Origin of the sequence: Phyllobacterium phragmitis (genome assembly GCF_002980495.1) — a bacterium.
Lineage (GTDB): Bacteria > Pseudomonadota > Alphaproteobacteria > Rhizobiales > Rhizobiaceae > Paramesorhizobium > Paramesorhizobium phragmitis.
This window is the reverse complement of sequence record NZ_PVBR01000016.1, coordinates 59,307-75,740: the sequence shown is the minus strand read 5'-3', so window position 1 is coordinate 75,740 and position 16,434 is coordinate 59,307. Positions and strand designations below refer to the sequence as shown.

The following is a 16,434-nucleotide window of genomic DNA, read 5'->3' as shown; positions in this document are numbered from 1 at the left end:
AAAAACGATGAACAAAATCCTTGCCGCCGTGACCCTTGGTGTTGCCGTTGCCTTCGCTGCCAGTGCCGGCGCCGCCGAATTCGAGGTCAAGATGCTGAACAAGGGCGAGAAGGGCGTCATGGTTTTCGAGCCGAGTTTTGTTAAAGCCGCGCCGGGCGACACCATTCGCTTCGTTCCCACAGACAAGGGGCATAATGCCGAATCCATCAAGGGAATGATCCCGGATGGTGCGGAAGCCTTCAAGGGCAAGACCAACGGGGAGGTTACCGTGACGCTGACCAAGGAAGGCGTCTATGGCGTGAAGTGCGCGCCGCATTACGGTATGGGCATGGTCGCTCTCATCGAGGTGGGGGCGCCGGCGAATGTCGAGGCTGCCGGCCAAGTGAAGCATCCGGGCAAGGCGAAGGCCGTTTTCGCGGAACTGCTGGGACAAGTGTCGGCTGGTAATTAGCCGGCCAGCGGAGCTGCCGGCGGGGGCGGCGGCTCCGCATCTAAGTTGGAATCCCGCCGTCCCATGCGATGGCTGTTGCCGGCGCGATCTGTAGCAGGTCCACGGCGCGGCGTGCGATCTGCTCGATGACCTCGTCCATCCCCGCAGGCCTGAGATAGAAAGCGGGCACCGGCGGCGTGACGATCGCGCCCATCTCGGTCACGGCGGTCATCGCCCTGAGATGGCCCAGATGCAGTGGCGTTTCCCGGGCGATGAGAATGAGCGGGCGGCGCTCCTTCAGGTGCACGTCCGCGGCTCTCACCAGAAGATTGTCGGAAAGCGAATGCGCGATGGCCGACAGCGTGCGCATGGAGCATGGCGCGACGATCATGCCCGATGTGCGGGTGGAGCCGGAAGCGATGGTGGCCCCGATATCGGAAGGGTCGTGGTGGCGGAGCGGCAGGGCGCTTATTTCCGCCAAAGCATCGGGCCCGAGCTCCTCGGCAATCGTGCGTTTGGCGGCTGCGGAGATGATAAGATCGACCTCAGCTCCGAGATTGAGAAGGTTCCAGACGATCTCCGCTCCGATGGCAGCGCCCGAAGCGCCGCTGATGCCGACGACGACGCGCGCGGTCATGGCTTTGCTCCCAGGCCCAGATGCGGCCACAGCGCATCGACTTTCACGGAAATATCGGCGGACATGGCGAGCGGGCGCCCCCACTCGCGGTGCGTTTCCGCGCCGATCTTGTTGGTGGCGTCGATCCCGAGCTTGCCGCCGAGGCCCGGTTCCGGTGAGGCGAAGTCGAGATAGTCGATCGGGGTCCGGTCGATCAGCATGAGATCGCGCGAGGGGTCCGCGCGCGTCGATACGGCCCACAGGATATCGGCCCCGCTGCGCACGTCGATATCGTCATCCACGACCACGATACCCTTGGTGTAGCTGAACTGCGGCAGCATGCCCCACAGGCCTGCCATGACGCGGCGCGCCTGGCCGGGATAACGCTTCCTGATCGCCACCACCGCCATCCGGTATGAGCAGGCATCGGGTGGAAAGTATATATCCGCAATCTCCGGCATCTGCTGGCGGATGAGCGGAAGGGCGAGCGCCTGCAACGCTTCGCCGATCATCGACGGCTCGTCGGGCGGGCGCCCGGTAAAGGTCGAGACGTAGAGAGGATCGTCGCGCATGGTGATCGCGCTGACCCGCATCACCGGGAATGTACCCACCTGATTGTAATAGCCGGTGTGGTCGCCATAAGGCCCTTCAGGCGCCGTCTCGGTGGCGGAAACCCATCCTTCGATGACGATTTCCGCATCGGCGGGAACCATCAGCGGTACGGTGATGGCTGGCGCAACGCGCGATCGCTCGCCGCGAAGCAGCCCGGCAAAGCTCATCTCCGATAGCATCTCGGGGAGGGGGAGGGCGGCGGCGAGCATGATGGCCGGATCCGCCCCGATGGCGATGGCGACCGGCATATCTTTTTGCAGCGCGGCCCAGGCTCGGTGATGCGCCGCGCCGCCGCGATGCGCGAGCCACCGCATGATCAGCCGGTCACGGCCCAGAACCTGCATGCGATAGACGCCCATATTGATGCCGGCGATATCGCCGGCTGTGGTATCGGGCGGGCGGGTGATGACGAGCGGCCAGGTGATCAGCGGCGCGGGCTCGCCCGGCCAGCAGGTCTGGATCGGCAGAGCGCACAGATCGACATCGCCGCTGCGGAGGATCACGGCTTGCACGGCTGGGCGCGGCACGGTCCGGACACGCGTCCGCAATGCCGCCCGCAGCATCGGCCAGCGGCTGACGGCATCGCGAAGGCCGGTCACGGGTTGCGGTCCGCGCAGCGAGGCGAGCGTCTCGCCGAGATCGGGAAGGTGCTCGGGCAAAACGCCAAGGCCGGCGGCGACGCGGCGGGTCGTCCCGAACAAATTGACGACGACAGGCATGGCGATGTGCTCACCCTGCGCATTGGTGGCATGGTCGAAGCGCAGGGCGGGACCACCGCCGGCAAGCACGCGGCGATGCACCTCCGTCATCTCATGGACGAGCGATACCGGCGCCGCGATGCGGGCGAGGTCGTCCTCGGCGGCAAGATGCACGAGAAAGTCACGGAGGCTTCTGAAGGGAGGCAGATCGCGAATGGGCATGGCTTCTCATGTGCATTCCCAACTGGCGATGTCCTTGTTCTGGCGCAAAGACGCCGCCTCTTTTCCGTGGCTTCTGCATGAGCATGAACGATGCATCTGCACTTCCCGCCCTTCCGGGCGCGCTCCGGCTTTTCCTTGCGCCGCTGCCGCTGGCTCCCCTCGAGTTTGCCTTGCAACGGCTGGTGACAAGCGTGGGGCGGCGCAAACCCGGCCTTTTTGCCCGGCTTGGTCGTCAGGGCGACAAGGTTTTTCTGGTCGATCCGACCGACCTTCCTTTCGCTTTCCTGATGTTGCCTCGCCGCGACGGTCCACGAATCGAGGCGCGGCGGCGCGATAATTCCGATGGGTGGGACGCGCGCATCGCCGGCACGCTCGCAGCGCTTCTCGGCCTGGTTCACGGAACGGCGGATGGGGACGCGCTCTTTTTTTCCCGCGACATCGTTATCGAAGGCGACATGGAGGCCGTGCTGGCATTGCGCAACGCTATTGACGATACCGAACTCGATCTCGTTGCGGAGATGGCGGCCATGTTCGGCGGCAAAGGCGAAAGGGTCGAGCGCATCGCGCGACGCCTTGTGCCCATGGCGTCGCGGCTGAGCGGACTGACATTGACGCGTTGGGATAGGAGTTGAGAATGCGAAGCCCACATGTTCCCGAACTCGTCTGTCCAGCCGGCACGCCAGCGGCTTTGCGTGCCGCCGTCGATGCCGGTGCCGACAGCGTCTATTGCGGATTTTGCGACGAGACCAATGCGCGCAATTTCCCCGGTCTCAATTTCACGCCGGCGGAACTCGGAGAGGGTGCGCGCTATGCGCATGCCGGCGGGGCAAAGGTTCTCGTCGCCATCAACACCTTTCCTCGGGCCGGAGCGCTCGGGACATGGCACCGGGCCATCGACGAGGCGGCGCGGGCCGGGGCAGATGCGGTCATCCTCGCCGATATCGGTTTGCTCGCCTATGCCAGGGAGCGTCATCCCGACCTGAGACGGCATCTCTCCGTGCAGGCCGCCGCGGCGAATGCCGACGCCATCCGCTTCTATGTCGAGGAATTCGGCGTCAGGCGCGTGGTCCTGCCGCGTGTGCTGACCGTCAACGAGATCGCGGCGATCAACAAGGAAGTGTCATGCGAGACGGAGGTGTTCGTCTTCGGCGGCCTGTGCGTGATGGCGGAAGGCCGGTGCTCGCTTTCCTCCTACGCCACCGGCAAGTCGCCCAACATGAACGGCGTATGCTCGCCGGCGAGCCATGTGCACTATCGCGAGGAAAAGGGCGAACTCGTCTCCCGCCTGGGTGAATTCACCATCGACCGCGTGCCCAGGCATGAGCCCGCGCCCTATCCGACCTTGTGCAAGGGATGCTTCTCCGCTGGTGACTATCGCGGCCACGTTTTCGAGTATCCGGTCAGTCTCGATGCCGCTGCACTCGTTCCACAACTTCTGAAAGCCGGTGTGACGGCGTTCAAGATCGAAGGCCGCCAGCGGAGCCGGTCCTATATCCGTGACGTCGTGACGAGTTTCCGGCGCGCTGTTGACGCGGAGGTGGCCGGCGAACCCATCCCGCCCGGCGCGCTCCAGCGCTTGAGCGAAGGCCAGACGACAACCGCCGGGGCCTACCGCAAGACATGGCGATGAGAAAGAAGGCTATGACGACAGTACCCACCATTACGCTCGGTCCGCTGCTGTTCAACTGGACGGCGGACCAGTGGAGCGACTTTTATGCCCGCATCGCGGATGAAGCGCCGATAGACCGGGTCTGCCTTGGAGAGGTGGTGTGTTCCAAGCGCCTGCCGTTTTATATCAACCGGCTTCCCGATGCCATCGAGCGGCTGCAGCGGGCCGGAAAGCAGGTCATTCTTTCCTCGCTCGCGCTCGTCACCTTGAAGCGCGAGCGGCGGATGTGTATGGACCTGGCGGCCAGCGGCGATCTGGAGATCGAGGTCAATGACCTCACCATGCTGTCCCATCTGAAGCGCGATCAGCGCTTCACGGTCGGCCCGCTGATCAATGTCTATAATGAAGGCACGCTTGCCTATCTGGCGCAACGTGGCGCCACACGGGTCTGCCTTCCCCCGGAACTACCGCTTGCCTCCGTCGAGATGCTATCACATGAGGCCATTTTCTACGGTATCGAGCCGGAGATCTGGGCCTTCGGCCGTGTGCCGCTCGCCATTTCCGGGCGCTGCTATCACGCGCGCGTGCATGGCCTCGCCAAGGACAATTGCCGGTTCGTCTGCGGTGAGGATTCGGACGGACTCGGGGTCGATACGCTCGACGGAGAAGCGTTCCTCGCTGTCAATGGCGTACAGACGCTTTCGTCCACCTGCTGCAGTTTGCTTGAGAATATCGACCAGCTGATCTCCGCTGGCGTCACCTCATTCCGCATGTCGCCGCATAGCGGCGACATGGTGGCGGTCGCCAGGCTCTTTCGGCGTGTTCTCGATCGGGAAATAGAAGGACGCGAGGCGGGAGACGCCCTCGGCACGCTGCTACCGGGGATGGTCTTTTCAAACGGCTTTCTCAGAGGATCGCACGGCGCTGCATTCGAGCGGGCATAGGTTTCCTCCGGCTGCATATGCCTGCTCAATCAAGACATCATGAATCTATCGGCAAGCTCGTCGATCACTTGATCTGCATCAGTTTATTCTAAAACATCTCCCGCAAGCCGCTTCACTCGTCAGTCGCAACGTTGCTTAGTGGAGAGGCATTGTTGTCGGAGAAGCCGCGATACCGCAGATGGCTTCGGTTGAGATGCGCCCGCATTGCTTCGCGGGCCTGCTCTGAATTGCCGCTGCTGATCGCTTCGCATATGGCGCGATGTTCTTCGACCGTGTTCTGAATATAGGCGGGCGTTATGAGCGCCGGATTGAGCTCTCTTGAAAACGCTGGCTGCGGTATGATCTTGAGGCTCATAAGGCTGAAGAACTCGATGAAGGCTCCGTTGTTCGTCGCTTCGGCAATCGAACGATGGAAGAGGTAGTCGAGTTCATCGAGTGTGGCCTCGTCATCAAGCGACCCCTCAAACTCTCGCAACGCGTTCCAAATTTTCGATTCCTGCGCCCAGGAGCGGCGGGTTGCGGCCAACCCAGCCGCATGCACCTCGAATGCCATCCGGAGTTCGAGGAGGTCCATGAAGGATGTCTTTAGCCTTGCGAGGGGAGCAAGCGTCGCATCGGCGTCGTAGATTGCCGGATCCTCGCCGGTCATCATCTTGGGATTTTCCCGGACGAATACGCCCACACCGTGCCGGGCCTCGATCAGGCCATCCGAGCGTAGTGCCGACACGGCCTCGCGGATGACCGTGCGACTCACCCCGAATTGTTGCGACAGTTCGTTGAGCGAGCCAAGTTTATGTCCTTTGGTAAGCTGGTTGTCGGCAATGTGCGTCTTCAATGCCTGTATCGTCCGGCCGGTCAATGTATCCAAATGTCACCTGTTCAATTCGTGCCGCCGTCTTCGATCAGCAGCGTCTATCTGATAGGAATTCCCAACCTCCGATACAAGATAGCATGACCCGATCCAGTGGTGCTATCTCAATGGTGGGTAGTGTGCGACTCAGTGTGCGCACACTAGCGCAATCACAAACTTATAAGCAGCATGCCGAGCCGTTCGGGAGAAATTATATGCGAATTTCTTTGTGGCTAATTTTTTTATTCATTCGTATGGCTTTCTGTAAAAACCATAAGTAGCGGATTTTCCTAGATGATTTTAATCATGGCTGTTTTTGAATCTAGGAGATAGTATCTCTTAGGTCGCTATTGACATGAGATAGTATTTCATTAATCTCATTCTCGGAACAAGAGAGCCAGCGACGGTATCCGACGTTCAGAATCGGATATCCCGAATGGCTCCGGGAACACAATTCGCGCAAGCCGCGCGATCAAAATCAGGTGGAACATTGCTATGGGTGTCGTTTCCGCACGCCTTTCCGAGCTGGGCATCGTATTGCCCTCGATAATTTCGCCGTCGGGCAACTACATTCCCTACCGGTTCACGGGGAACCTTCTCTCCATTTCAGGCCAGATCCCGAGGATAGACGGCATCGACCATTTTCTCGGCGTGGTCGGAAAGGATATTTCTCCGGAAGAGGGATATCAGGCCGCACGCCTTTGCGCCCTTAACCTGGTGGCGCGCGTCAATGCTGCGCTCGATGGCGATCTCGATCGGCTCGTCGCCTGCGTTCAGCTGCGCGGTTTTGTCAATGCACCAGCTGATTTCAAGGGGCACCCCGCCGTGATCGATGGTGCATCCGATTTGCTTGTCGAGATTTTTGGCGAGAAAGGCCGGCACGTTCGAACCGCGCTTGGCGCCGGCTCGCTTCCCCGCGGCTGCTCGGTGGAAGTCGATGCCGTGTTCGAAGTCGCGACGGGATCCTGACAGTGGAGGGAATAGCAATGGGCGAAAACAGGATGTCGCAAAAAGCCATCGAGATGATCGGCGTCAACAAATGGTACGGCGCCTTGCAGGTGCTGAAGGGCATAAACCTGAACGTCGCCACCGGCGAACATATCGTTCTTTGCGGGCCCTCCGGTTCGGGCAAGTCGACGCTGATCCGATGCATCAATCATCTGGAAGAGATCCATGAAGGGGTGATCAGCGTCAATGGTACGCAGCTCAGCCAGAAGGGCGCAAACGCCGACCATATTCGCCGCGATGTCGGCATGGTCTTTCAGCAGTTCAATCTCTTCCCCCACCTGACCGTTCTCAATAACTGCATGCTGGCTCAGCGCAGGGTGCGGAGGACCTCTGTCGCCGCGGCAAAAGAGAAGGCCATGCGCTATCTGGAGCGCGTTCACATCGCGGAGCAGGCGTCGAAATATCCGGCGCAGCTATCAGGGGGCCAGCAACAGCGCGTCGCCATCGCTCGGGCATTGTGCATGGATCCCAAAATCATGCTTTTCGACGAGCCGACCTCTGCGTTGGATCCCGAAATGGTCAAGGAGGTACTCGACACGATGATCTCGTTGGCTGACGACGGCATCACGATGATCTGCGTCACCCATGAAATGGGCTTTGCGCGGGCTGTCGCCCACCGTGTGATCTTCATGGATCGCGGCGAAATAATCGAAAGCGCCAAACCGGAAGAATTCTTCAGTAGCCCGAGCCACGAGCGCACAAAAGCGTTCCTCAGCCAAATCCTCAATCACTGAGCGAGGGAAGTCGATGCATTATACCTTCGATTTCGCTCCGGTTTTCGCTGCCTGGCCGATGCTGTTGAGCGGAGCGATCATGACGCTCAAGATTTCGGCGATCTCCATGGTCCTGGGGCTGATGCTAGGCGTTGTTTTCGTGCTGATGCGCATGAGCAAACTGCCGCCTGTGCGGATGATTGCGGTTGGATATACCGAGCTGATCCGCAACACACCGTTTCTGGTTCAGGTCTTCTTTATCTACTTCGGCATGCCGTCACTCGGCATAAGGCTCGGCGGTGAAGAAGCGGCCATCCTGGCGATGACCCTTAACTGCGCGGCCTATGCCGCCGAAATCGTCAGGGGGGGAGTGCAGTCCATCCGGCCAGGACAGATCGAGGCAGGCAGGGCGTTGGGCATGCACACGATCGATATCTATCGCTTCATCGTGTTCCGCCCTGCGATCCGTGCGGTCTATCCGGCCCTGTGCAGCCAGTTCATCTTGATGATGTTGAATTCAAGCCTCGTGGCATCGGTGTCAGCGGAAGAGCTCACCTACATGGCCCAGACGCTGGATGCGCAAACCTTCCGGAGCTTCGAAATCTATTTGGTGCTTGGCGCCATCTATCTCCTGCTGTCGCAATTCTTCTCTGTCGCCCTGCAAATCGTCGGCAGAACCTACTTCTCCTATCCGGCAAAGTGAGGCGGCGCGATGATCCGTGAATTTGGTTTTGCTGAGTTTCTCTTCCTTCTTGAAGGCGCCCGCTGGACGGTCGTTCTCTCCTTGCTCGCCTTCACGCTCGGCGGTGCTCTGGGCCTTGCGGTCGCGCTGGGGCGGACGAGCAACTGGACGGTGTTGCGCGGAATAATGGCCGTTTACATCCAGATATTCCAGGGCACGCCGTTGCTCGTCCAACTCTTCTTCGTCTATTTCGGTCTGCCGCTTCTTGGCTTCAAGGTGGATGTCTGGGTTGCCCTGACGGTCGGTCTGTCGCTGCATGCCAGCGCATTTCTCGGCGAGATCTGGCGCGGCAGCATCCAGGCGGTTCCAGACGGCCAGGGTGAAGCCGCCCGTGCGCTCGGCATCGGCTATGTCCACCGCATGATCGATGTGGTTCTCCCCCAGGCCTTCCGCATCGGGCTGCCGGCAACCATCGGCTTTCTGGTCAATCTGATCAAGGGCACCGCCCTGGCGGCGCTGCTCGGACTGACCGAGTTGACCCGCTCGGGTCAGCTGATGGCGAACATCACCTTCCAACCCTTGCAGGTCTACGGGGCGGTCGGGCTCATATACTTCTTCATCTGCCTACCCCTGACCTACTTCAGCACAAGGGTCGAACGGCGTCTCAACGCCGCTCGGTAAGAAACGAACAGCCACAAACCAACCGGAGGTACAAACATGTTCAATTCAGCACTGGGTGTCTCGCGTTCCAGGATCTCGGCGGGGTTTGCTGCAATCCTTCTGGCAGCAGCGTCCTTCGCCACCTCGGCCGAAGCCATCACGCCGGAGGAGATCAAGGCCAAGGGTTCGGCAACCATCGGAGTCCAGATGGACCAGTTTCCATGGGGTTTCATCGACCAGAACGGCCAAAGCGAAGGGTTCGACATCGAGGTTGCGAAACTCATCGCAAAGGAATTGGGCGTCGAACCAAAATTCGAGCGCATTACCGGACAGAACCGTATCCCGCTGCTCGTCAACAGCAATGTCGACTTCCTGGTGCCCTCCATGACCATTACGGAAGAGCGCGCAAAGGTGATCCAGTATGTCATCCCGTACTCTTCCAACGACATCACGGTCTGGGCCAGGAAAGACGCGGCGATCAAGGGCAATGAGGATCTCGGTCAATATGTGATCGGTGTGAACCGCGGAAGCGTCTTCGAACCGATCCTGACCAAGGCCGCTCCGCCGAGCACGAAGATCAAGCGCTTCGATGACGACGCAACCACGGTTCAGTCACTGCTGTCCGGCCAGGTCGATGCCATCCTCGGCAGCGTGACCTACGGTCTCGTCATCGAAAAGACGGGACATAGCGCGGAATACGAACGCAAGTACAAGGTGGCGGACAATTTCCAGGGCATGGCCGTTCGCAAGGGAGATGACGAAATGCGGGCGTTCCTGACGGACTTCGTCAACCGCCGCACCGCGGACGGCACGCTCGACAAGCTTTACAAGAAATGGATCGGCGTCGATCGCGCCAAGCTTCCGACCACGCTGCCGGGCATAGACTTTACCGGCAAGCAATAACAACGAGCGCTGCGCGGAAGCCTGAGGCAACCGCGCAGGGCATCACAAACTTCAACAACTGAAGAGTTCTCTCAACCTCCGCCTGACTGTGCGGGCGGGGATTGGCCGCTGCATGTCGGAAATCCAACCCTTCCCAGTCGCGGCACAATGACAGTTCAACCATGGAGCACTTTTAGAAAATGGCGAGAGATGGCAAGCAGATCAGGGTAGGTGTCGATATCGGCGGGACCTTCACCGACGTCGCGATGGAGGTCGGCATCGAGCTCCATTCGATCAAAGTGCTGACCGATCATTCCTTTCCGGAAAACGCGATCGTCAGGGGCATCCATCAGGTCGCCGAGGTGGCAGGGGTCGACCTCTGCGATATCGATACGATCATCCACGGCACCACGCTCGCCACGAATGCGCTGATCGAGCGGCGTGGGGCGAAGACGGCGTTCATCACCACCAAGGGCTTCCGCGACGTCATCGAGATGCGCACCGAAAGCCGGTTCGAACAATATGATCTCGACATTGTCCTGCCCGCGCCGCTGGTCGCCCGTAACGAGCGTTTCGTGCTCGATGAGCGCATAGGCGCGGATGGCTCCGTTCTCAAGGCGCTGGACCTCGCCGAAGTCGATGACCTTTGCGAACATATCGTTGCGGCGGGCTATGAGAGCGTGGCGATCGGCTTCATTCATTCCTACCTGAACGGCGCTCATGAAAAGATCGTGCGTGACCGTCTGCTGGCCAGGAAATCGGATATTGCGGTGTCGATCTCTTCGGAAGTCTCGCCGCAGATGCGTGAATTCCAGCGCTTCAATACTGTGTGCGCCAACGCTTTCGTCAAGCCGCTGATGGCGTCTTACCTCAACCGCCTCGTCGGCAGGTTGACGGAGGAGGGCACCCGCTGCCCGGTCTTCATGATCCATTCGGGTGGTGGCATTATCAGCGTGGAAAGCGCGGTCGAGTTTCCGGTACGCCTGCTGGAGTCAGGACCGGCCGGCGGTGCGATCTTCGCGGCTCATATCGCCGGCAGTTATGGCCTCGACCAGGTGCTGTCCTATGACATGGGTGGCACGACAGCCAAAATATGCCTGATCGAAGGCCAGACACCGAAGACGTCCAAAACATTCGAAGTTGCCCGCACCTATCGCTTCAAGAAGGGTAGCGGCATGCCGATTTCCATTCCGGTCATCGAAATGGTCGAGATCGGCGCCGGCGGTGGCTCCATCGCGACCATCGACAGCATGCGCCAGATCCGCGTCGGCCCGCACAGTGCGGGGTCCGAGCCGGGACCGGCCTGCTATGGCCGCGGCGGTGAAAACCCGACGGTAACGGACGCCGATCTCATCCTTGGCAGGCTCGATGCCGACGAGTTCGCAGGCGGTGCGATGAAACTCGACCGCCCGGCCTCGGACCGGGCCATGCAGCACGACCTTGCCGAAAAGCTCGGCACGGACGTTGCGACCGCCGCCTACGGCCTGAGCGAAATGGTCGATGAGAACATGAGCAATGCCGCCCGCATGCATGCGGTGGAGAACGGCAAGGAGCTCTCAGAGTACACCATGATCGCCTTTGGCGGCGCCGCGCCGATCCATGCCGCCCGGCTTTGCGAAAAGCTTGGCATGTCGGAACTGCTGATCCCACCGGGCGCCGGCGTCGGTTCGGCCATCGGCTTCCTGCGCGCACCGTTCGGGTTCGAGTCGGTTCGCAGTGCCTATAGCCGCCTCAGTCGTTTTGAAGCCGACGCGATCAATGCGACGATCTCGGAGCTTATCGTGGAAGCGACCTCGTTTGTCCGTTCCGGCGCTCCGGACGCCGATCCCGATCTCGAATGCACGGCCTACATGCGCTACGTCGGACAAGGCTGGGAGGTTCCGGTCACCATCGAAGTGCGGACCTATTCCGATGCAGACGGTATGCTGTTTCGCAAGCTTTTCGACGAGCAGTACGCAAAGTTTTTCGGTCGCATCATTGATGGTCTCGATGTCGAGATCGTTAGCTGGTCCCTGCGAGCGGCGTCCAAAGTTACGCCTCCGCAGAAAATCCGCAAAACCAGCAAGGCAGCCTCTTCTGTCGCCGCCCGCGGTACACGCGAAATCTTCGACGTGCAGGAAGGCAGCTTCCAGACGGCATCGGTCGTTTCGCGTCAGGACATGAAGCCGGGCGACTGGATCGCGGGCCCCGCCGTCATCACCGAACGCGAGACGTCGACCATCATCACGGCGAGCCGCGAAGTCATCATGCAGGCCGATGGCTGCCTGCTCGTGCGTATCAAGCAAGCCGCTTGAACGGAGGATTTCCCATGAAAACCAATGCACTTTCCGACGTCCACATGCAGATCATGTGGAACCGGCTGATCTCGGTCGTCGAGGAACAGGCGGTCACGCTCATTCGCACCGCCTTCAGCACCAGCGTGCGTGAATCGGGCGACTTGTCCGCCGGGGTCTTCAACCGCGGCGGCAAGATGATCGCCCAGGCCGTCACCGGAACGCCGGGCCACGTCAACGCGATGGCGGAAGCTGTCGGCCACTTCATCCGTGATATCGGTCCGGAGAATATCTTCGAGGGCGACGTCTACATCACCAACGATCCGTGGAAGGGCACCGGCCATCTGCACGATTTCACCGTCGTGTCGCCGAGCTTCCGCAAGGGCGCTCTCGTCGGCTATTTTGCCTGCACGGCGCATGTCGTGGATGTCGGCGGCCGCGGCTTTGGTCCCGATGCCAACGAGGTCTACGAGGAAGGCATCTTCGTTCCGATCATGAAGTTTGCCGAGCGCGGCGTGGTCAACAAGGACCTGGTGAACATTCTTCGCAACAATGTCCGCGAAAGCCATCAGGTGGTCGGCGATGTCTATTCGCTGGCGGCCTGCAACGAGATCGGCCATCGCCGCCTGATGGACATGATGGACGAGTTCGAACTCGCCGATCTGGAGAACCTTGCCGATTTCATCTTCAAGCGCAGTTATGATGCGACGCTTGAACGGTTGGCAACCCTGCCGAAAGGGACCTATTCGAACGTCATGCGTGTCGATGGTTACGGGTCGCCGATCGACATCGCCGTGCGCCTTGACGTGGCGGGCGACCACATCCTCGCAGATTTTGAGGGCACATCGCCCGCAAGCCCGAAGGGTATCAACTGCCCCCTGATCTATTCGGCGGCCTATGCCTGCTACGGCCTTAAGTGCTCGATCGCGCCGGAAATTCCGAACAACCATGCCTCGCTGCTGCCGTTCCGTGTGGTGGCGCCGCGAGACTGCATTCTCAATGCGCAGCACCCGGCTCCGGTTTCGGTGCGTCATGTGCTTGGGCACCTTGTTCCAGATGCGGTGCTCGGAGCGGTCCACAAAATGCTGCCGGGTCGCGTTCCCGCCGAAGGTGCGGGCGCGCTGTGGAATCTTCATGTCAGTGCGCGGCCACTGCAGGGAGAAGGCGCTCCGGCAGACGGAGGACAGCGTGCAGAAGTATTGCTGTTCAATAGCGGTGGCGCGGGCGCGCGCTCGAAACTCGACGGTCTGAACGCAACGGCCTTCCCGAGCGGCGTGCATTCCATGTCGATCGAGGCCACCGAGCATGTCGGTCCCGTGATCTTCTGGCGCAAGGAGTTGCGGGACGGTTCCGGCGGCGCAGGCCGGTTTCGCGGCGGTCTGGGCCAGGTCGTGGAGATTTCGCCAACGGCGGGGCATGAGATTTATTTCAACGCCATGTTCGATCGTGTCGACCACCCCGCACGGGGGCGCGAAGGCGGCGAGAACGGCGCGCCGGGCGCTGTGCTGCTCGATGACGGCACGGTGTTGTCGTCCAAGGGGCGTCAACATGTGCCGGCAGGGCGTCGGCTGATCCTGCAACTCCCTGGCGGCGGCGGGTATGGACCTGCCGATGACCGGGACGCCGCCGCCGCCCGGCGCGACCGTGATTTCGATTACGTGGTGACGAAGTGATCCCCCGGAGGCTGGGCGATGCGAGAGCTTCGTCCGGCCTCGAATACGCGAAATTTACAGGAAGATTGAGATGACTTTCGAGAACAGGCGGGCTGCCGGCATCAAGTCGTCGCCCAGCATGGCAATAGCCATGGCTGCCAGGAAACTGACAGCCGAGGGTCGGGACATTATAGACCTTTCCCTCGGTGAACCGGATTTTGAGCCGCCGGCTCATGTGACCGAAGCCGCCTGCTCGGCGATCCGCGCCGGCGGCATACGCTACGGTGCGCCCGCCGGCACAGAGGCGTTGCGAAGGGCAATTGTCGAGAAGTTCAAGACCGAGAACGGGCTGGAATACTCCGTCGATGAGGTGATGGTGGCAAATGGTGCCAAGCAGATCCTGTTCGATGTCTTTCTGGCAACGCTTGAGCCGGGCGATGAAGTCATCATTCCAACGCCCTGCTGGGTTTCCTACGGCGATATCGTTTCCCTGCACGGCGGTCAGCCGGTCTATGTTGCGTGCGGGCCGGACACGGGATTCAAGATCACGGCTGAAAAGCTTGAAGCCGCTATCACGCCGAAAACCCGCTGGCTGATGTTGAATTCTCCCTCCAATCCGACCGGCGCGATCTATTCGACCCATGATTATCGCGCTCTTGCCGCCGTGTTGGCCCGCCATCCCCATGTGCTGGTGGTTTCGGACGAAATCTACGAACATATCCTGTTGAATGACGTCGTCTTCGTCTCTTTTGGTCAAGCTTGCCCTGAACTTCGCGATCGCACGCTGATCGTCAACGGGGTCTCCAAAGCCTATGCGATGACCGGCTGGCGTGTCGGCTATGCGGCCGGCCCGAAGACGCTGATCGCTGCCTTGAACAAGATGCAATCGCAGAGCGTCTCTTCAGTCTCCACCGTCTCCCAGGCAGCCGCGCTTGCCGCACTGACCGGTGACCAGGCCTTTGTCCGTGACGCTGCGGGCATCTTTGCCGGACGCGCAAAGATCGTAGCGGATCGGCTTGCCGGCATCGCAGAGCTCGATTTCACCCCGCCGGAGGGGGCCTTCTATGCCTTCATCGGCGCAGGCAGGCTTCTAGGCCGCAAGACGTTGGCGGGGGAGCTTATCTCCGACGACACTGCTTTGGCCTCCCATCTGCTGCAGGAATTCGGCCTGTCCAGCGTGCCCGGAGCGGCGTTCGGCGCGCCCGGCTTCATCCGATTGTCGATCGCAGCCTCCAATCGCCAACTGGAGAGCGCCTGCGAACGCCTGTCTGCGATGGTGCAATCGCTCGCTGCCGGAAGGTAGCGCGGGCCCCAGGGCAAAATCATCACAGACATAGTCAACCAGGAAGGATGGGTCCGTCCCAGCTTCCCAAACAGGAGGGTAAAACCCATGAAAACAGAAGAACTGAAGCATGTCCTGGGAGCGGGTCTCCTTTCTTTCCCCGTGACACATTTCGATGCCGAAGGGAACTTCAACGCAAAAAGCTATGCCGAACACGTCGCTTGGCTGTCCAGCTTCGAGGCGGCCGCGCTTTTCGCGGCCGGGGGTACGGGCGAGTTCTTCTCGCTGACGCCGGAAGAGATTCCGCAAATCGTCCGCGTTGCCAAGGAAGCCGCGGGCAAGACGCCGATCGTTTCGGGATGCGGCTACGGGACCCGGGATGCAGTGGCGATCGCCAGGTCCGTCGAGAAAGCCGGCGCCGACGGCATCCTGCTGCTCCCGCATTACCTGATCGACGCTCCACAGGAAGGACTTTACCGGCATATCAAGGCTGTGTGCCAGGCAACCGGCATGGGCGTCATGGTCTACAACCGGGACAATTCCGTCCTTCAGGCGGATACGCTGGCCCGGCTTTGCGATGAATGCCCGAACCTCGTCGGTTTCAAGGACGGCACTGGCGACATCGGGCTCGTACGACAGATTACCGCCAAGATGGGCGATCGCCTCACCTATCTCGGCGGTATGCCCACGGCAGAACTGTTTGCCGAAGCCTATCTTGGCGCGGGCTTCACCACCTATTCCTCGGCCGTCTTCAACTTCGTCCCAGGTCTGGCAATCGAATTCTACAAGGCGCTGCGGGCGGGTGAGCGGACAAAATGCGAGACGATCCTCAACGAGTTCTTCTACCCGTTCATGGCCATTCGCAATCGTGCCAAGGGGTATGCGGTTTCGGCCGTCAAGGCCGGTGTGCGCTTGCAGGGTTTTGATGCCGGCTCCGTGCGTCCGCCATTAAAGGATCTCACTTCCGATGAGATGGGGATGATGGAAGCCCTGATCGGCAAATACAAGCGCTGATCGACCCGCTTGAAGTCGACAATGCTGTCTCCGAATTCGGACAGCATTGTTGCTTTAACAGCCGTTTCAGGTGTCCGATCATACAGCCAATCGTCAGCGTGCATGATGGCTCTGAAAACCCTCGGCTCGCACGATGCGCCGGCGATTCGCCACATCTGCCCGACAGCGATCATCTTCGTCCCCTGTACGGACGGCATTTCTCATAGCGAACCGGAATGATGTGAGCCGACATCCCGACGGCGGAGAAGCACCGCCTTCACAGCCTTGCTTGTTTCATTCAGGCAGAT

The 16,434-nt window shown here is 60.6% G+C and carries 16 protein-coding genes; 13 read left to right on the top strand and 3 right to left on the bottom strand.

Annotated features, from left to right (window positions below):
- The first annotated feature begins 7 nt into the window (after positions 1–7).
- Positions 8–451 (top strand): pseudoazurin, encoded by a 444-nt coding sequence (locus tag C5748_RS19535; RefSeq protein ID WP_105743612.1) that lies wholly within the window; start codon positions 8–10, stop codon positions 449–451.
- Between the two features lie 40 nt (positions 452–491).
- Here C5748_RS19535 and C5748_RS19530 read toward each other — a convergent pair whose 3' ends face one another.
- Positions 492–1,067 (bottom strand): UbiX family flavin prenyltransferase, encoded by a 576-nt coding sequence (locus C5748_RS19530; protein ID WP_105743611.1) that lies wholly within the window; start codon positions 1,065–1,067, stop codon positions 492–494.
- A complete protein-coding gene (locus C5748_RS19525; protein WP_105743610.1) occupies positions 1,064–2,578 on the bottom strand; it encodes a UbiD family decarboxylase in 1,515 nt (504 codons plus the stop codon). The genes C5748_RS19530 and C5748_RS19525 overlap by 4 nt, the downstream gene beginning before the upstream one ends.
- A gap of 83 nt (positions 2,579–2,661) precedes the next feature.
- Between C5748_RS19525 and ubiT the strand changes: the two genes are divergently transcribed.
- Genes ubiT through ubiV form a run of 3 tightly spaced genes read left to right on the top strand, consistent with a single transcriptional unit; the run spans position 2,662 to position 5,131 of the window.
- Positions 2,662–3,210: a ubiquinone anaerobic biosynthesis accessory factor UbiT gene (ubiT, locus tag C5748_RS19520; protein WP_199194845.1), complete on the top strand. Its 549-nt coding sequence runs from the start codon at positions 2,662–2,664 to the stop codon at positions 3,208–3,210.
- A gap of 2 nt (positions 3,211–3,212) precedes the next feature.
- Positions 3,213–4,208: a ubiquinone anaerobic biosynthesis protein UbiU gene (gene ubiU / locus C5748_RS19515; RefSeq protein ID WP_105743609.1), complete on the top strand. Its 996-nt coding sequence runs from the start codon at positions 3,213–3,215 to the stop codon at positions 4,206–4,208.
- 11 nt (positions 4,209–4,219) lie between these two features.
- Positions 4,220–5,131 (top strand): ubiquinone anaerobic biosynthesis protein UbiV, encoded by a 912-nt coding sequence (gene ubiV, locus C5748_RS19510; protein WP_105743608.1) that lies wholly within the window; start codon positions 4,220–4,222, stop codon positions 5,129–5,131.
- A gap of 112 nt (positions 5,132–5,243) precedes the next feature.
- On the opposite strand, the gene C5748_RS19505 is transcribed toward ubiV, so the two are convergent.
- Positions 5,244–5,999, bottom strand: coding sequence for a FadR/GntR family transcriptional regulator (locus C5748_RS19505; RefSeq protein ID WP_105743607.1), 756 nt, complete (start codon positions 5,997–5,999; stop codon positions 5,244–5,246).
- A gap of 477 nt (positions 6,000–6,476) precedes the next feature.
- On the opposite strand from C5748_RS19505, the gene C5748_RS19500 reads away from it, so the two are divergent.
- The 9 genes from C5748_RS19500 (at position 6,477) to kdgD (ending at position 16,147) form a co-directional block, all read left to right on the top strand.
- Positions 6,477–6,950: a RidA family protein gene (locus tag C5748_RS19500; RefSeq protein ID WP_105743606.1), complete on the top strand. Its 474-nt coding sequence runs from the start codon at positions 6,477–6,479 to the stop codon at positions 6,948–6,950.
- A gap of 17 nt (positions 6,951–6,967) precedes the next feature.
- Positions 6,968–7,723 carry an amino acid ABC transporter ATP-binding protein gene (locus C5748_RS19495; protein WP_199194844.1) on the top strand — a complete coding sequence of 252 codons (756 nt, stop codon included), beginning with the start codon at positions 6,968–6,970 and terminating at the stop codon, positions 7,721–7,723.
- 13 nt (positions 7,724–7,736) lie between these two features.
- Complete coding sequence (locus C5748_RS19490; protein WP_105743605.1) at positions 7,737–8,405, top strand: amino acid ABC transporter permease; 669 nt, start codon at positions 7,737–7,739, stop codon at positions 8,403–8,405.
- 9 nt (positions 8,406–8,414) lie between these two features.
- Complete coding sequence (locus C5748_RS19485) at positions 8,415–9,065, top strand: amino acid ABC transporter permease (protein ID WP_105743604.1); 651 nt, start codon at positions 8,415–8,417, stop codon at positions 9,063–9,065.
- Positions 9,066–9,101: 36 nt separating this feature from the next.
- Complete coding sequence (locus tag C5748_RS19480; protein WP_105743603.1) at positions 9,102–9,947, top strand: transporter substrate-binding domain-containing protein; 846 nt, start codon at positions 9,102–9,104, stop codon at positions 9,945–9,947.
- A 179-nt stretch (positions 9,948–10,126) separates the two neighbouring features.
- A complete protein-coding gene (locus tag C5748_RS19475) occupies positions 10,127–12,220 on the top strand; it encodes a hydantoinase/oxoprolinase family protein (protein WP_105743602.1) in 2,094 nt (697 codons plus the stop codon).
- 14 nt (positions 12,221–12,234) lie between these two features.
- Positions 12,235–13,872 (top strand): hydantoinase B/oxoprolinase family protein, encoded by a 1,638-nt coding sequence (locus C5748_RS19470; protein ID WP_105743601.1) that lies wholly within the window; start codon positions 12,235–12,237, stop codon positions 13,870–13,872.
- 70 nt (positions 13,873–13,942) lie between these two features.
- Positions 13,943–15,154 carry a pyridoxal phosphate-dependent aminotransferase gene (locus tag C5748_RS19465; protein ID WP_105743600.1) on the top strand — a complete coding sequence of 404 codons (1,212 nt, stop codon included), beginning with the start codon at positions 13,943–13,945 and terminating at the stop codon, positions 15,152–15,154.
- Between the two features lie 87 nt (positions 15,155–15,241).
- Positions 15,242–16,147: a 5-dehydro-4-deoxyglucarate dehydratase gene (gene kdgD / locus C5748_RS19460; protein ID WP_105743599.1), complete on the top strand. Its 906-nt coding sequence runs from the start codon at positions 15,242–15,244 to the stop codon at positions 16,145–16,147.
- Positions 16,148–16,434 lie beyond the last annotated feature (287 nt).

Coding starts and splice junctions, on each gene's coding strand:
- C5748_RS19535 (WP_105743612.1), top strand. CDS start 8: ATGAACAAAATCCTTGCCGCCGTGACCCTTGGTGTTGCCGTTGCCTTC.
- C5748_RS19530 (WP_105743611.1), bottom strand. CDS start 1,067: ATGACCGCGCGCGTCGTCGTCGGCATCAGCGGCGCTTCGGGCGCTGCC.
- C5748_RS19525 (WP_105743610.1), bottom strand. CDS start 2,578: ATGCCCATTCGCGATCTGCCTCCCTTCAGAAGCCTCCGTGACTTTCTC.
- ubiT (WP_199194845.1), top strand. CDS start 2,662: ATGAACGATGCATCTGCACTTCCCGCCCTTCCGGGCGCGCTCCGGCTT.
- ubiU (WP_105743609.1), top strand. CDS start 3,213: ATGCGAAGCCCACATGTTCCCGAACTCGTCTGTCCAGCCGGCACGCCA.
- ubiV (WP_105743608.1), top strand. CDS start 4,220: ATGACGACAGTACCCACCATTACGCTCGGTCCGCTGCTGTTCAACTGG.
- C5748_RS19500 (WP_105743606.1), top strand. CDS start 6,477: ATGGGTGTCGTTTCCGCACGCCTTTCCGAGCTGGGCATCGTATTGCCC.
- C5748_RS19495 (WP_199194844.1), top strand. CDS start 6,968: ATGGGCGAAAACAGGATGTCGCAAAAAGCCATCGAGATGATCGGCGTC.
- C5748_RS19490 (WP_105743605.1), top strand. CDS start 7,737: ATGCATTATACCTTCGATTTCGCTCCGGTTTTCGCTGCCTGGCCGATG.
- C5748_RS19485 (WP_105743604.1), top strand. CDS start 8,415: ATGATCCGTGAATTTGGTTTTGCTGAGTTTCTCTTCCTTCTTGAAGGC.
- C5748_RS19480 (WP_105743603.1), top strand. CDS start 9,102: ATGTTCAATTCAGCACTGGGTGTCTCGCGTTCCAGGATCTCGGCGGGG.
- C5748_RS19475 (WP_105743602.1), top strand. CDS start 10,127: ATGGCGAGAGATGGCAAGCAGATCAGGGTAGGTGTCGATATCGGCGGG.
- C5748_RS19470 (WP_105743601.1), top strand. CDS start 12,235: ATGAAAACCAATGCACTTTCCGACGTCCACATGCAGATCATGTGGAAC.
- C5748_RS19465 (WP_105743600.1), top strand. CDS start 13,943: ATGACTTTCGAGAACAGGCGGGCTGCCGGCATCAAGTCGTCGCCCAGC.
- kdgD (WP_105743599.1), top strand. CDS start 15,242: ATGAAAACAGAAGAACTGAAGCATGTCCTGGGAGCGGGTCTCCTTTCT.